The sequence below is a fragment of the Streptomyces sp. NBC_00250 genome, assembly GCF_036192275.1.
Lineage (GTDB): Bacteria > Actinomycetota > Actinomycetes > Streptomycetales > Streptomycetaceae > Streptomyces.
Genome location: NZ_CP108088.1, coordinates 7,246,254 through 7,260,249, shown reverse-complemented (window position 1 = coordinate 7,260,249; position 13,996 = coordinate 7,246,254). Strand labels below are relative to the sequence as shown.

Genomic DNA, 13,996 nt, shown 5'->3' with positions numbered 1-13,996 from the left:
GCCCGCGGGCCTCTTCTCCCCGTCCCCTTCCTGGAGCCCTGGAGCCACCGTGCGCACCCGACTCGTCCTGCTCTCCGCCCGTCTGCTCGACCCCGGCACGGGGGCGTTCCTGCCGGAGACCGCGCTCGCCGTATCCGACGACGGCCGGATCGCCGCCCTGGGCGACGACCGCGAGATCCGAGCGCTCGCCGGCCCCGCCACCACCGTCGTGGACCTCGAGGGAGCCGTCGTCACCCCCGGTCTCGTCGACGGGCACATCCACCCGGTGTCCGGCGCCGAACTGACCCACGGCCTCGACCTGTCGTACTGCACGGACCTCGACGACGTACGCGAGGCCCTCGCCCGCGAGATCCGGAACCTCGGCCGGGGCGACTGGCTCTTCGGCTGGGGCCTCGACCCGAACGTCTTCGGAGACCGGCCCGTCGGCATCGCCCCCTTCGACCCCGTACTCGACGGGATCCCGGCCTTCCTGCTGCTCTTCGACGCCCACTCGGCGCTCGCCAGCCGGCGGGCGCTCGAACTCGCCGGGGTCGACGGGCCCCGCGCCTTCGACCAGGCCTCCGCCGAGGTCGTCTGCGACGCCGCCGGGCGCCCGACCGGACTGCTCCAGGAGGACGCCGCCTGCGAGCTGGTCGAACGGGTCGCCCCGCGTCCGACGCCCGAGGAGAGCCGGCAGCGGCTCGCGGCGGCCCTTCGGTCGATGGCGGCGGCCGGACTCACCGGCGGTCACGCCATGGACGCCAACGGCGAGAGCCTCGCGCTGTACGGGGAGCTCGACGCGGCCGGTGAGCTGGCGCTGCGGCTCCGCGTGGCCCCCTGGTGCCAGCCCGGCACCGACGCGGACGGCGTACGGGCCCTCATCGCGGGGCAGGGCACGGGCGGGGCCCTGTGGCGTGTCGCGGGCGTGAAGCTCTTCATGGACGGGACCATCGACAACGGCACCGCGTGGCTGGAGCACCCCGACTGCCACGGCGAGTCCACGCACGCGTTCTGGCCGGACCCCGACGCGTACACCCACATCGTCGGGGAGCTGCACCGGGCGGGGATCGCGACCGCGACGCACGCCATCGGCGACGCGGCCGTCCGGCACGTCCTCGACGCCGTCGAGAAGGCGCGCACGGCCGGCGGGAGCGAGGTGCGGCACCGGGTCGAGCACATCGAGACCGTGCCCGACGACACCCTGCGCCGCTTCGCGGACCTCGGCGTCCTCGCCTCCATGCAGCCCACCCACTGCTGCGACTTCACCCGCGCCGACCACACCGACAACTGGTCGCGCCGCCTCGGCGAGGAGCGCGCCTCGCGCGCGTGGCGCTGCCGGGACCTGGCGGACGCCGGGGCCACGGTGGTGCTCGGCTCCGACTGGCCGATCGCCCCGTTCCCGCCGCTCGGCGTGATGGCCGGGGCCCGGCACCGGCGCCCGAGCCGCGACCTCGGCCAGGCGCCGCACGGCCCCGAGCAGGCACTGACGGCGCTCGAAGCGCTGCGGGGCATGACGACGGCACCGGCGTACGCGGCGGGCGAGGAGCACGAGGCGGGCCGTCTCGCGCTCGGCTTCCGCGCCGATCTGACGGTCTTCGCGGACAGCCCGCTGACGACAGCCGCGACGGACCTGCCGGACCTCCCGGTACTGCTCACGGTCCTGGACGGGCGGATCACGCACCGGGCGGCGGGGGTCTGACCCGCCCCCTCCGGCCGCTCCCGACCCGTGTTTCAGCCCGTCGGGCGGGCCCGGGTCAGTGACAGCAGGTCGCGGGCCGGGCCCGTCGGGCGGTGGCCGGTGGGCCAGACGGCCCGGAGGTCACGGCGCAGCCGGACCCCCTGGACGGGGATCTCGACCAGTCGGCGGGAGGCGAGCTCCTCGGCGATCGCCAGTTCGCTGAGGACGGCCGGGCCCGCCCCGCTCACCGCGGCGGCCTTCACCGCGGTGGTGGAGGCCAGTTCGAGGAGCGGCTGCGCGAGGCCGCCGTGCCCGGAGAGCGCCGCGTCCAGGACCTGCCGGGTGCCGGAGCCGCGTTCCCGCAGGACCAGCGGAGTCGCCGCCAGCTCCGCCGGGTCCAGCGGGCTTCGGCGGCGGGCCCACGGGTGCGAGGGTGCGGCGACGATCGCGAGCCGGTCGTGCGCGACGACGACCCCGTCGAGGCCGTCCGGCACGGCGAGCCCCTCCACGAAGCCGATGTCCGCCTCGTTCGCGAGGAGCCGTTCCGCGACCACCGCCGAGTTCCCGGCCTGCAGCGACACGGCCGTGTCGGGGCGCTCGGCGCGCAGCGCGATCAGCCAGCCCGGCAGCAGGTACTCGGCGATCGTCATCGACGCCGCCACCCGCAGCCGGGAGTCCCGCCGCCCGCGCAGCGCCTGGGCACCCGCGTCGAAGGCCTCGGCCGCCTCCACGATCCGGCGCGCCCAGTCGGTCACGAGCGCGCCGGCGTCGGTGAGCCGTGAGCCGCGCGGCGAACGGTCGACCAGGGCCACGCCGAGCTGCCGCTCCATCGAACGGATGCGGCTGCTGGCGGCGGGCTGGGTGATGCCGACCTCGCGGGCGGCGGCGCCGAGGCTCCCGTGCCGGGCGACGGCGAGGAGCAGTTCGAGCGCGCCCAGGTCCGGGACCCGGTGGTGGAGCTGGGCCCTGACCTCGGCACCGTACGCCTCGGCCCGGCGCCCGCCCGTGGGCTGCTCCCCGTACTGATCCCCGTGCCGCTCCCCGTTGCTGCTCATAAAGCCAGCTTATGACGTCATAGCCGCAAGATCCCTGGTGGGGGCAGCGGAATCGGACGACGGTGGAGCCATGGCAAGCCTCGCACCTCCCCTTCCGGCCGTCCGCGCCACCACCCCCGGCGCCCGGCCGACGGCCTCACCGGCCCGTTCCGTCCGTCACCTCGGACCCAACTGGTACGCCTCCGTGATGGGTACCGCCATCGTGGCCAACGCGGGCGCCGCGCTCCCCCTGGACCTTCCCGGCCTCCGTGCCGCCTGCGCCGCGGTCTGGGCGCTGTCCCTCGCGATGCTGCTCGTCCTGGTCGCCGCACGCACGGCGCACTGGATCCACCACCGCGACCAGGCCCGGGCCCACCTCCTCGACCCCGCCATGGCGCCGTTCTACGGCTGCCTCTCCATGGCGCTGCTCGCGGTCGGCGGCGGGGCGATGATCGTCGGAAAGGACTGGATCGGCCTCCCGGCGGCCGTAGCGCTCGACACCGTCCTGTTCACCGCCGGAACCGTGATCGGCCTGGTGGCCGCGGTGGGCATCCCGTACCTCATGGTCGTGCACCACCGAATCGAGAACGCGTCCCCCGTGTGGCTGCTGCCGGTCGTCGCCCCCATGGTCTCCGCCGCCCTCGGCCCGCTGCTCGTGCCCCATCTGCCCGTCGGCCAGGCTCAGGAGACCCTGCTCCTCGCCTGCTGGGCGATGTTCGGCGTCAGCCTCCTCGCCACCCTGGTCATGCTGCCGCTGGTCTTCGGCCGGCTCGTCACCGGCGGCCCGCTGCCCCTCGCGCTCACCCCCACCCTCTTCCTCGTCCTCGGCCCGCTCGGCCAGTCGACGACCGCCGCGAACAAGTTCGCCGATGTGGCCCCGGGCGTGCTCCCCGCCCCGTACGCCCACGGCTTCGCCTCCTTCGCCGTCCTCTACGGCGTGCCCGTCATGGGCTTCGCGCTGCTCTGGCTGGCACTCGCCGGGGCGATGGTGCTGCGGGCCCGCCGCCAGGGCATGGGCTTCGCGATGACCTTCTGGGCCTTCACCTTCCCGGTCGGCACGTGCGTGACCGGCGCCGAGGGGCTCGCCCAGCACACCGGTCTCGCCGCCTTCCGGTGGCTCGCGATCGGCCTGTACGTGTTCCTCGTCGCGGCCTGGCTGGTCGCCGGGACCCACACGATGCGCGGCCTGGTCAGCGGTGCGCTGCTCGCAGGGCCCGCGCCAGCGCCCGCGGCGCTTCCGCGAGCGACGGCCCGTACCAGGTGAGGTGACGACCGTCGACGAGCGCGGCGGCGGTCCCGGGGAACGCCTCGGGGCCGTCGTCGCGCGTGAAGCGGTACGGCTCGTCGGGCAGGACGACCAGGTCGGGCGCGGCGGCGCGGAGCTCGTCGAGCGGAAGGCGCGGGTAGCGCTCCGGGTGGTCGGCGTACAGGTTCCGGACGCCGAGGCGGGCGAGCAGGTCACCTGCGAAGGTGTCGCGGCCGAGGACCATCCAGGGGCGGCGCCAGATCGGCACGACGGCGGTGTACGTCCCCTCCGGGGTCACCGCCGCCCACGCGGCTTCGGCCTCGTCGAGCCAGCGGGGCCGCCGGGGCCCGCCGCAGGCGGCGAGGACCCGCTCCAGCTCGCGCAGGCCCTCGTCGAGGGTGCGGATCTCGGTGACGAGGACGTCGATCCCGGCGGCCCGCAGCTCGGCGAGGTCGGGGGCGCGGTTCTCCTCCTCGTTGGCGAGGACGAGGTCGGGGCGGAGCGCGACGATCGCGCGGACGTCCGGGTTCTTGGTGCCGCCGATCCGCACGACGTCGAGGTCGGCGGGGTGGGCGCACCAGTCCGTGGCGCCGACGAGAACGCCGGGCGCGGTGACGGCGACGGCCTCGGTCAGGGACGGCACGAGGGAGACGATCCTCCTCACCGTCCCGCGACCCGCGCTCATTCCTCTTCGGCCTCGACGTGCTCGGCGACGGCGACGACGAGCAGCCGGGTGCCCGCCTCGGTGGCCCGCCAGCGGTGCCGTACCCCGCCGGAGAGGTAGAGGGTGTCGCCTCGGCCCAGCCGGTACGCGCGGCCCTCGGCCTCGACCTCGGCGGCGCCGTCGGCCACGTACAGCAGCTCGTCGTTGCGGTGCTGGAACTCGCGTCCGGCGTCCTGCTCGCCGGTGAACTCCAGAGCGTGCAGCTGGTGGCGGCCGCGGACGATCGCCCGGACGCCCGGGGGCAGCGCCGGGGAGAGCTCCTCGGCCCGTACGACGTCGACGGTACGGGAGGCCTCGGCGGCGGCGAGGAGTTCGCCGGCGCTGGTCTCCAGGGCCTCGGCGACGAGTTCCAGGGAGCGGTGACTGGGTCTGGCTCGGTCGTTCTCGACCTGGCTCAGGAAGGGCACGGAGAGACCGCTGCGGGAGGAGACGACGGCCAGGGTGAGCTGGAGCGCTCTGCGACGCCTCTTGACGGCCGCGCCCACGCGGGGTGCTTCCTTCTCGTCCATGTCGGCTCCCTCCCTCGTACCTCGTGCGTACCCGTACCGGGCGGTTACCTGAACCTTACGCAGCTTTGGGGCGGGGTTTCGCGTCGTGACGAAAAGGGGTGGTCGCCGAACACGTTCGGCGACCACCCCTTTTCGGACAGGAACCGCTCACCGGTCTCCGTCCGTCGTCGTGCGGCTACTGCGGGGCGAGCTTCTCCGCGAGGCCGGGGTTGCCGTCCAGCCAGGTGCGGACGGCCTGCTGCTCCTTGCCCTTGCCGGTCTCCTGGATGACGGCTTCGAGGTCCGTGAGCTGCTTCTCGGTCAGCGAGAAGTTCTTCAGCCAGGCGCCGACCTCGGGGTTCTCGGCGGCGAACCCCTTACGGGCCAGGGTGTGGACCCCGTCGCCCTTGCCCCAGGAGCCCTTGGGGTCGGCGAGCTTCTTCAGGTCGTGGGCGGAGTAGGCCCAGTGCGGCGACCAGAGGGTGACGACGACCGGTTCCTTGCGCTCGTACGCCCGCTTCAGCTCGGCGAGCATGCCGGGCGTGGAGCCGTCGACGACCTTGTACTCGCCCTCCAGGCCGTACTCCTTGAGGACCTTGTCCTTGAGGATGCCCATCATTCCGGCGCTGGGCTCGATGCCGATGATCCGGCCCTTGAACTGTCCGGCCTTGCCCTTGAGGTCGTCGAGGGAGTCGACGCCCTTCACGTACGAGGGGACGGAGAGCTCCAGGGAGGTGGGGCCGAACCAGGAACCGAGGTCCTCCAGCTTGTTCTTGTACTTCTCCCAGTACTGGGCGTGGGTGACGGGGAGCCAGGAGTCGGTCTGGAAGTCGAGCTGGCCGCCGGCCAGGCCCGTGTAGAGGGCACCGGCCTCCAGCTGCTTGGTGTCGACCTCGTACCCCCGGCGCTCCAGGAGTTCCTTCCAGAGGTACGTGGAGGCGATGCCCTCGTCCCAGGGGATGTAGCCGATGCTGATCTTCTTGCCGTGGCCGCCCTTCGGACCCGAGGCGGTGGTGGAGCTCGCGCCGCCGGAACCGAGGAAGCCGGTACCGCCGGCGACCAGGGCGAGGACGACGACACCGACGAGGGCGGTGACGGGCTGCGGGCGGTGCGCCCAGATCTTCGCCCCTGGCCGCTTCGCGCTCAGCGCGGCGCGGGCCTTGGCGGCGGCGCGGCGGCCGAGCGGGGAGACCTGGCGGCCGAGGGCGCCGGTCATCCGGTCCAGGTACATGGCGAGGACGACGATGGAGACGCCGGCCTCGAAGCCGAGGCCGATGTCGACGTTGCCGATGGCGCGGTAGACGGCGCCGCCGAGCCCGCCGCCGCCGACCATGCCGGCGATGACGACCATGGAGAGGCCGAGCATGATGACCTGGTTGACACCGGCCATGATCGTCGGCAGGGCGAGCGGCAGCTGCACGCGCAGCAGGGTGTTGCGCGGGGTGGTGCCGAACGCCTCGGCGGCCTCGACGAGTTCGCCGTCGACCTGCCGGATGCCCAGCTCGGTCATCCGGACGCCCGGAGGCAGCGCGAAGACGATGGTGGCGATGATGCCGGGGACGACACCGACGCCGAAGAAGATGATGCCGGGGATGAGGTAGACCATCGCCGGCATGGTCTGCATGAAGTCGAGCACCGGCCGCAGCACGGCGCTGACGGTCTTGGACCGGGCCGCCCAGATGCCGAGCGGTACGGCGATCACGAGGGTCACCAGGGTGGCGACGAGGACGAGCGAGAGCGTCGCCATGGCCTCGTCCCACAGCTGGACCGAGTCGACGAGCGCGAAACCGGCGAAGGCGAGGACACCGGCGGCGAGCCCGCGCAGCCACCACGCGACGACGGCGAGGATGCCGGCGAACAGCAGCGGCTGGGGCGCGGACAGGACGGCGTCGATGCCGTCGTAGAGACCGGTGACACCGGTGCTGATGGCGTCGAACAGCCAGGAGAACTGGGCCTGGAGCCAGTCGACGGAGCTGTCGACCCACTCGCCGAGGGGGAGCCTAGGCACGGGCGGTCACCTCCTGCGCGTCCTTGGCGACCCGCACGGTCTTGGGGTCCTTGGCGACCTGCACGGTCCTGGGGTCCTTCGCGTCGTCGGCGGTCCGCGCGCCGAGCCCGCCCATGACGGCGAGCAGGCGCTCCGTCGGTACGACTCCGAGGACGGCGCCGTCGGAGTCCTCGACGGTCACGGGGTGCGGGGCGCGGGCGGCGACGGCGCACAGGTCGGCGACGAGCGTGTCGGGCCCGACGGTCTGGCAGTCGCAGTCGGCGGGGCAGTCGGCCGGGGTGGCGCCGCCCGTCATGACGGCGGAGGCGGTGAGCACCCGGGAGCGGTCGACGTCCTGGATGAAGGAGGCGACGTAGTCGTCGGCGGGGCGGACCAGGATGTCCTCGGCGGTGCCGAGCTGGACGATCCGGCCGTCGCGCATCACGGCGATCCGGTCACCGAGGCGCATGGCCTCGTTGAGGTCGTGGGTGATGAAGACGATGGTCTTCTTCAGCCGCTGCTGGAGGACGAGGAGCTGGTCCTGCATGTCACGGCGGATGAGCGGGTCGAGCGCGCTGAAGGACTCGTCCATGAGGAGCAGGTCGGCGTCGGTGGCGAGCGCGCGGGCCAGGCCGACGCGCTGCTGCATGCCGCCGGAGAGCTCGTCGGGCCAGGACTTCTCCCAGCCGGCGAGGCCGCACAGTTCGAGGGCCTCGGTGGCCCGGGTCTCGCGCTCGGCACGCGGGACTCCCTGGACCTCCAGGCCGTAGGCGGCGTTCTCCAGAACGTTTCGGTGCGGGAACAGCGCGAAGTGCTGGAAGACCATGCTGATCTTGGTGGAGCGGACGGCGCGCATCTCGCGGGGGGAGAGCGCGGTGAGGTCACGTCCGTCGAAGAGGACCCGGCCGGCGGTGGGTTCGAGCAGGCCGTTGAGCATGCGGAGAAGGGTGGACTTGCCGGACCCGGAGAGCCCCATCACGACGAAGATCTGGCCGGGTTCGACGGTGAAACCGGCGTCCACGACGGCTGCTGTCGTCCCCTCGGCGCGCAGCTCCTCGCGGTCGGCACCGGCGGCGAGCCTGCGGACGGCTTCGTCGGGTCGTCTTCCGAACACCTTGTACAGGTGGTCGGCCTGGAGCCTGGACACATAAACCTCACGGGTAGCGACGAGAACGGCCCCCGCCACCCCCGCGTGGTCGGGCCGTGGAGCGGGCGGGATCTGCCCGCGGGCCCGTCGCGTACGGGGATCCTTTTGTTGAATCCCGTACCGGGTTCCGCTCCGGGCTCGCGCCTGCCCGGCTTCACAACGTGCAAACGCAAAGGTGACGGGGGTCACGTACGAGGGTGGGGTTTGACCCGCTCCGGGGGTTCACGGGGCGGGGCCCGGGGGTTCGCGGGGCTGAGCCCGGGCGGCCGCGGGGCGGGGCCCGGGTGGCCGCGGAGCGGGCCTGCGCCCCGGTGCGAAAGCGCCCCGGGGGCGGCCCGAGCCCTAAAATCAGGGAGGTGACTCGACGCCTGATGCTCCTCGACACCGCCAGCCTCTACTTCCGCGCCTACTTCGGCGTGCCGGACTCCGTCCGGGCCCCCGACGGTTCACCCGTGAACGCCGTGCGCGGGCTGCTCGACTTCATCACCCGGCTCGTACAGGACCACCACCCCGACGATCTCGTGGCCTGCTGGGACAACGACTGGCGGCCGCAGTGGCGGGTGGACCTGATCCCCTCGTACAAGGCGCACCGGGTGGCCGTGGAGACGGAGACCGGCCCGGACGAGGAGGAGATCCCGGACACGCTCTCCCCGCAGGTGCCGGTGATCGAGGAGGTCCTGGCGGCGCTCGGCATCGCGCGGATCGGCGCGGCGGGCTACGAGGCGGACGACGTGATCGGGACGCTCGCGGGACACGCCTCGGGGCCCGTGGACATCGTCACGGGCGACCGGGACCTGTTCCAGCTGGTGGACGACGCGCGGGGCGTACGCGTGCTGTACCCGCGCAAGGGCGTCGGCGACTGCGACCTGGTGGACGCGGAGCTGATCCGGTCCAAGTACGGAGTGCGCCCCGACCAGTACGCGGACTTCGCGGCGCTGCGCGGGGACGCCAGCGACGGCCTCCCCGGGGTGAAGGGCATCGGCGAGAAGACGGCCGCGCAACTGATCACGGAGTACGGGGATCTGGCGGGGGTGCGGGCCGCGGCCGAGGACCGGACGTCGAAGCTGACACCGGCCAAGCGGCGCGGGATCGTGGAGGCCGCCGCGTACCTGGACGTCGCGCCGACGGTGGTGCGCGTCGCCGGGGACGTACCGCTGCCGGAGTTCGACGCGACCCTGCCGAAGACTCCCCGCGACCCGGCGGCGCTCGACGCCCTGGTGAAGCGCTGGGGTCTCGGCGGAGCGGTCGGCAGGCTGCTGCCGGTCCTGGAGCGCTGACGGGAACACCGGCGGGACGGCGACCGGAGCACCGGCGAAAGCCGGCTGAGTACCGGCGAGAACAGGCCACGCTGGGTCGACACGGCTTCGGGATGCTAGCTTAGGCATACCTAAGTACGTCGAGTCAGGAGAGCCCCTCGTGGCAGATCAGCCCCGCAAGGCACCGAAGGCCACCGAAGCGCGTGTGGTGCGCACCGAGCGCATCACCCCGCACATGGTGCGGGTCGTCCTGGGCGGCGCGGGTCTCGACGCCTTCGAGGTCGGCGCGTACTCCGACCACTACGTGAAGCTGCTCTTCGCCCCCGAGGGCGTCGCCTACCCGGAGCCGTTCGACATGGACCGGATCCGGGAGGAGTTCCCCCGGGAGCAGTGGCCGACGACCCGGACGTACACCGTGCGGGCCTGGGACCCGGTCCACCGCGAGCTGACCATCGACTTCGTGGTCCACGGCGACGAGGGCCTCGCGGGCCCGTGGGCGGCGCGCGCCCAGGCGGGCGACACGATGCGCTTCCTCGGCCCCGGCGGCGGCTACACGCCGGACCCGGCGGCGGACTGGCACCTGCTCGCGGGCGACGAGAGCGCGCTCCCGGCGATCGCGGTGGCCCTGGAGCGCTTGCCCGCGGGGGCGTGGGTGCACGCGTTCGTGGAGATCTCGGACGCCGCCGAGGAGCAGAAGTTCGCGACGGAGGACGGCGTCCACGTCACCTGGCTGCACCGGGGCGACCGACCGGCGGGCGAGGCGCTCGTCGAGGCCGTGCAGACCCTGGACTTCCCGGCGGGCGACGTGCACGCCTTCGTCCACGGCGAGGCGGGCTTCGTGAAGGACCTCCGCCGCCACCTCCGCCTGGACCGCGAGATCCCGCGCGAGCGGCTGTCGATCTCGGGCTACTGGCGCCAGGGGAAGTCGGACGAGGCGTGGCGCGCGATCAAGCGCGAGTGGAACGACCAGGTGGAGCGCGAACAGGAGAACTGAGGCGCTGAGCCCGGAAGATGCTTGAGGTGCGTGGGGCCCGGGGGTGAACCCCCGGGCCCCACGCCGTTCCCGGGCCACACGCCGCACCCGGGCCACACGCCACTCCCGGGCCGTCAACGCCTTGGCTACGTCGCCTGCCCGTACATGCGGTCCGAGGTGTCCGTCTGGGCCAGGCGCCGCAGCGCCGAGAAGACCGCGTCGCCGATGACCGTGCCGACGACCACGCTCTCCACGAGTTTCTCGCGCTCGACATTGCGCGCCACGTACTCCAGGTCGGCTCGCGCCACCCGTTCCGCCGCGTCCGCGTACGTGTCCAGGACCTCTGCGAACGTGCCGTGCCCGGCCTCTTCGACAGCCGCGAGGGCCACGGCCAGCGCCTCCGCGGCGGGGCTGCCCGGGTTCGCGCGCCAGCCCCGCGCGACGATCAGCTCCGCGACCTGCTTCCGCGCCTCCTCGATGCCGGCACCCGGCTCGCGTGCGTAGCGCGGGACAAGCCCGGAGGACACCGTGCCCAGCAGCTTGTGCACCGACCGCTCGGGGTCGTCGACCGCGACGATCACCTCGCGGATGCTCGCGACCGACAGGCCGCCCACATCGAGGAGCGCCCGGATCAGGCGGAGGCGCTGCACATGCGCCTCCCCGTACGAGGCCTGGTTCGGGCTCGTCAACTCCCCGGCCGGCAGCAGTCCTTCCCGTACGTAGAACTTGATCGTCGGCACGGACACCCCGGTCCTGCGACTCAACTCTCCGATGCGCACCGCGTATTCACCTTCCTGGTCTTGCAACGGCCTTGCCGACCGACGCCCCCATCATAGATAGTGGCGCTATCAGATAGCGGCTAGTGCCGCTATCCATACTTCACGGGGGATCCGTATGTCCTCGCTCAACCCACTCACCACCCGGCTCCACCGGCCACTGGTCTGGTTCGCCGTCTCCATGGGCGCGCTCGCCCTGGTCTCCGCCGTCGGCATCTTGGTCGACGACCGCGTCCTGGTCGGCGTACCGATCTGGACCAAGCCGTTCAAGTTCTCGGTCTCGTTCGTCGCGTACGCGCTGTCGCTCGCCTGGATGCTCTCGTTACTGCCCCGGGGCCGCAGGGTCGGCTGGTGGGCCGGGACCGTGGTCGTCGTCGCCAGCGTCGGCGAGATGGTGCTCATCACCCTCCAGGTGATCCGCGGCCGGCAGAGTCACTTCAACCAGGCGACTCCCTTCGACAACGCCGTCTTCCAGGTCATGGGCGCCACCGTCGCGGTGCTGTGGCTGGGCGCGCTGGTCATCGCGGTCCTCCTGCTGCGCACGAAGATCCTCGACCGGGCCATGGCCTGGGCCGTCCGGCTGTCCTCGCTAATCGCCCTGGCGGGCGCCGCCGTGGGCTTCCTGATGGTCCAGCCGACCCCCGAACAGCTGGCGGTCGACGACTCGCCCGTCATCGGCGCGCACGCCGTCGGAGTACCGGACGGCGGCCCGTCGATGGGACTGACCGGCTGGGCGAGCAACGGCGGCGACCTGCGCATACCGCACTTCTTCGGTATGCACGCCCTCCAGCTGCTCCCGCTGCTGCTGCTCGTCCTGGGCGCACTCGCACCGCGCTTCGCCCGCCTCGCGGACGAACGGGTACGGCTCCGGCTCACCCTCACGGCCTCGGCCGCGTACACGGCGACCTTCGTCCTGCTGACCTGGCAGGCACTGCGCGGCCAGGCGCTGTTCGCACCGGACGGAGCGACGCTGGGGGGCGCGGCCGCGATCGTGCTGCTCGGCGGAGCAGGCGCGGCACTCTCCCTCCGGAGGCCCTCCCCCTCCCCCTCCCCCTCCCCCTCCTCCCCTCCCGCCCCGGCCTCCCCCTCGCCCTCGCGCGTCCCCTCGGAGGACGTCACCTCATGACAGGCTTCCTCTTCGAGCTGACGTTCTTCCTCGCCGCGCCGGTCTGGCTGCTGATGATCCTCGCGCCGGCGTGGCGGATCACCGAACGTGTCGCGGGCTCGCCCCTGACCGTGCTGCCGATCCTGGTCGTCTGGGCGGTTCTTGCCGCCCCGGTCACACCCGAACTGTGGGCGGCGGTCAGCAGTCCCGACATCGACACCTTCCGCGATCTGATGGGCGACGCGAACGGCGCCGGGGCGATCTGGGCCCAGATCATCGCCTGGGACCTGCTGCTCGGTCAGTGGATGTACCGAGAGGCCCGTCGTCTCTCGGTCCCATCCCTGCTGATGGCTCCTCTCCTCGTCCTGACGATCCTTCTCTCCCCCATCGGTCTGCCCCTGTTCCTGGTGGTCCGGGCGGTGTGGACGACCAAGGCGCGGCGACGGCCCGAACCGGCTGTTCTACGCTGACCGGATGCGAGACACCGACCGGTCCGTGGGCGCCGTCCTCGGCTCCGCCGCGGGCGACGCCCTCGGCGCCCCCTTCGAGTTCAGGCTCCCGGGGGTCTTCCGGGAGCACTTCCCGGACGGCGTCGGGGAGTTGTGCGGGGGCGGCGGCTGGGACCCGGGCGAGGCGACCGACGACACTCAGATGGCCGTCCTCGTCGGCGAGTCACTTCTCGAACAGGGCGGCCTCGACCTGCCGGACATCTTCGACCGGTTCCGCCGCTGGGCCGCTGCCGACCCCAAGGACATCGGTCTCCAGACCGAGCAGGTGCTGCTCGGCGGTGACCCCTGGGACCTCGCCGCCGCGATGCACTTCCAGATCAACGCGCGGGCCGCGGGCAACGGTTCGCTGATGCGGGCCTCGACCTCCGCCGTGTACTTCGCGGCCCGTGGACGGGCGGAGACGATGGTCGCGGCCCGCCGGATCAGCGCGCTGACCCACGGCGACGGCGCCGCCTGGGAGGGTACGGCGATCCTCCACGAACTGATCCGTGTCGCCCTCCTCGGCGAGGACCCGGTCACCGCCCTGCCCGCGATCCTCGCCGAGGTGGCCCCGGCGCACCGGCAACGCTGGGCGAAGGTCCTGGCACCCGGCTGGCATCCGGACGATGCCACCGAGTTCAACGGCGCGGTCTGGCCCTGTCTCGGTTCGGCGGTGTGGGCGCTGCGCACGACGTCCACCTTCGAGGAGGCCGTCGTGGCGGCGGTCGACCTGGGCGGGGACACCGACACGGTCGCGGCAGTGACCGGCATGCTGGCCGGCGCCGTCCACGGTGCCGCCGCGATCCCCGCCCGCTGGACGTCCACCCTCCACGTTCCCCTGCCCGGCTTCGGCGACCGGGTCCTGTCGGCCGACGACCTCCGGGACCTGGCCACGGCCCTGGCGAGTCACGGTGGTGCGGCGGGGACTCTCTAGACGGTCGAGTCCCGCGTCCGGGTGGGGCGGCGTGCACTCACGCTGCCTGCCGAGCCGTCCTGGAGCACGCCTACCGCAGCGTCATCAGGCCCTGGGACAGGGGCCGGCAGCTCCCGTTCCGTCAGCCGCGGCGGGCGGCCCGTCCCTCGGTCCCGCCCCCGGAGTCCGTGCCCTTCCGCGC

13 protein-coding genes are annotated in these 13,996 nt (G+C 73.0%); 7 read left to right on the top strand and 6 right to left on the bottom strand.

Annotated features, from left to right (window positions below):
- Positions 1 to 49: 49 nt before the first annotated feature.
- On the top strand, positions 50 to 1,678 hold the full coding sequence (locus OG259_RS32905) for an amidohydrolase (RefSeq protein WP_328945551.1): 1,629 nt from the start codon (positions 50 to 52) through the stop codon (positions 1,676 to 1,678).
- Between the two features lie 32 nt (positions 1,679 to 1,710).
- Here the strand turns inward: OG259_RS32905 and OG259_RS32900 are convergent, their stop codons facing one another.
- Positions 1,711 to 2,712: a LysR family transcriptional regulator gene (locus OG259_RS32900; protein WP_266889913.1), complete on the bottom strand. Its 1,002-nt coding sequence runs from the start codon at positions 2,710 to 2,712 to the stop codon at positions 1,711 to 1,713.
- A gap of 70 nt (positions 2,713 to 2,782) precedes the next feature.
- Between OG259_RS32900 and OG259_RS32895 the strand changes: the two genes are divergently transcribed.
- Positions 2,783 to 3,955, top strand: a complete 1,173-nt coding sequence (locus OG259_RS32895; protein ID WP_328945550.1) for a TDT family transporter — start codon at positions 2,783 to 2,785, stop codon at positions 3,953 to 3,955.
- Here OG259_RS32895 and OG259_RS32890 read toward each other — a convergent pair.
- The 4 genes from OG259_RS32890 to OG259_RS32875 form a co-directional block, all read right to left on the bottom strand.
- A complete protein-coding gene (locus tag OG259_RS32890) occupies positions 3,882 to 4,622 on the bottom strand; it encodes a helical backbone metal receptor (RefSeq protein ID WP_328945549.1) in 741 nt (246 codons plus the stop codon). The genes OG259_RS32895 and OG259_RS32890 overlap by 74 nt on opposite strands.
- Positions 4,619 to 5,170, bottom strand: coding sequence for a helix-turn-helix domain-containing protein (locus OG259_RS32885; RefSeq protein WP_328945548.1), 552 nt, complete (start codon positions 5,168 to 5,170; stop codon positions 4,619 to 4,621). The genes OG259_RS32890 and OG259_RS32885 overlap by 4 nt, the downstream gene beginning before the upstream one ends.
- A gap of 175 nt (positions 5,171 to 5,345) precedes the next feature.
- Positions 5,346 to 7,157 (bottom strand): ABC transporter permease/substrate binding protein, encoded by a 1,812-nt coding sequence (locus OG259_RS32880; protein WP_328945547.1) that lies wholly within the window; start codon positions 7,155 to 7,157, stop codon positions 5,346 to 5,348.
- Positions 7,150 to 8,283 carry a quaternary amine ABC transporter ATP-binding protein gene (locus tag OG259_RS32875; RefSeq protein ID WP_328945546.1) on the bottom strand — a complete coding sequence of 378 codons (1,134 nt, stop codon included), beginning with the start codon at positions 8,281 to 8,283 and terminating at the stop codon, positions 7,150 to 7,152. Before OG259_RS32875 ends, OG259_RS32880 begins: the two co-directional genes overlap by 8 nt.
- 371 nt (positions 8,284 to 8,654) lie before the next feature.
- Between OG259_RS32875 and OG259_RS32870 the strand changes: the two genes are divergently transcribed.
- Both OG259_RS32870 and OG259_RS32865 read left to right on the top strand, forming a co-directional pair.
- Positions 8,655 to 9,560, top strand: a complete 906-nt coding sequence (locus tag OG259_RS32870; protein WP_443052153.1) for a 5'-3' exonuclease — start codon at positions 8,655 to 8,657, stop codon at positions 9,558 to 9,560.
- A gap of 139 nt (positions 9,561 to 9,699) precedes the next feature.
- The gene (locus OG259_RS32865; RefSeq protein WP_328945544.1) at positions 9,700 to 10,533 is read left to right on the top strand and encodes a siderophore-interacting protein; all 834 of its coding nucleotides are present in this window, start codon (positions 9,700 to 9,702) and stop codon (positions 10,531 to 10,533) included.
- Positions 10,534 to 10,658: 125 nt separating this feature from the next.
- Here OG259_RS32865 and OG259_RS32860 read toward each other — a convergent pair whose 3' ends face one another.
- On the bottom strand, positions 10,659 to 11,291 hold the full coding sequence (locus OG259_RS32860; RefSeq protein WP_328945543.1) for a MerR family transcriptional regulator: 633 nt from the start codon (positions 11,289 to 11,291) through the stop codon (positions 10,659 to 10,661).
- A gap of 115 nt (positions 11,292 to 11,406) precedes the next feature.
- On the opposite strand from OG259_RS32860, the gene OG259_RS32855 reads away from it, so the two are divergent.
- Genes OG259_RS32855 through OG259_RS32845 form a run of 3 tightly spaced genes read left to right on the top strand, consistent with a single transcriptional unit; the run spans position 11,407 to position 13,815 of the window.
- Positions 11,407 to 12,414: a hypothetical protein gene (locus tag OG259_RS32855; RefSeq protein ID WP_328945542.1), complete on the top strand. Its 1,008-nt coding sequence runs from the start codon at positions 11,407 to 11,409 to the stop codon at positions 12,412 to 12,414.
- Complete coding sequence (locus tag OG259_RS32850; protein ID WP_328945541.1) at positions 12,411 to 12,863, top strand: ABA4-like family protein; 453 nt, start codon at positions 12,411 to 12,413, stop codon at positions 12,861 to 12,863. The genes OG259_RS32855 and OG259_RS32850 overlap by 4 nt, the downstream gene beginning before the upstream one ends.
- A 4-nt stretch (positions 12,864 to 12,867) precedes the next feature.
- Positions 12,868 to 13,815 carry an ADP-ribosylglycohydrolase family protein gene (locus tag OG259_RS32845; RefSeq protein WP_328945540.1) on the top strand — a complete coding sequence of 316 codons (948 nt, stop codon included), beginning with the start codon at positions 12,868 to 12,870 and terminating at the stop codon, positions 13,813 to 13,815.
- The last annotated feature ends 181 nt before the right edge of the window (positions 13,816 to 13,996 follow it).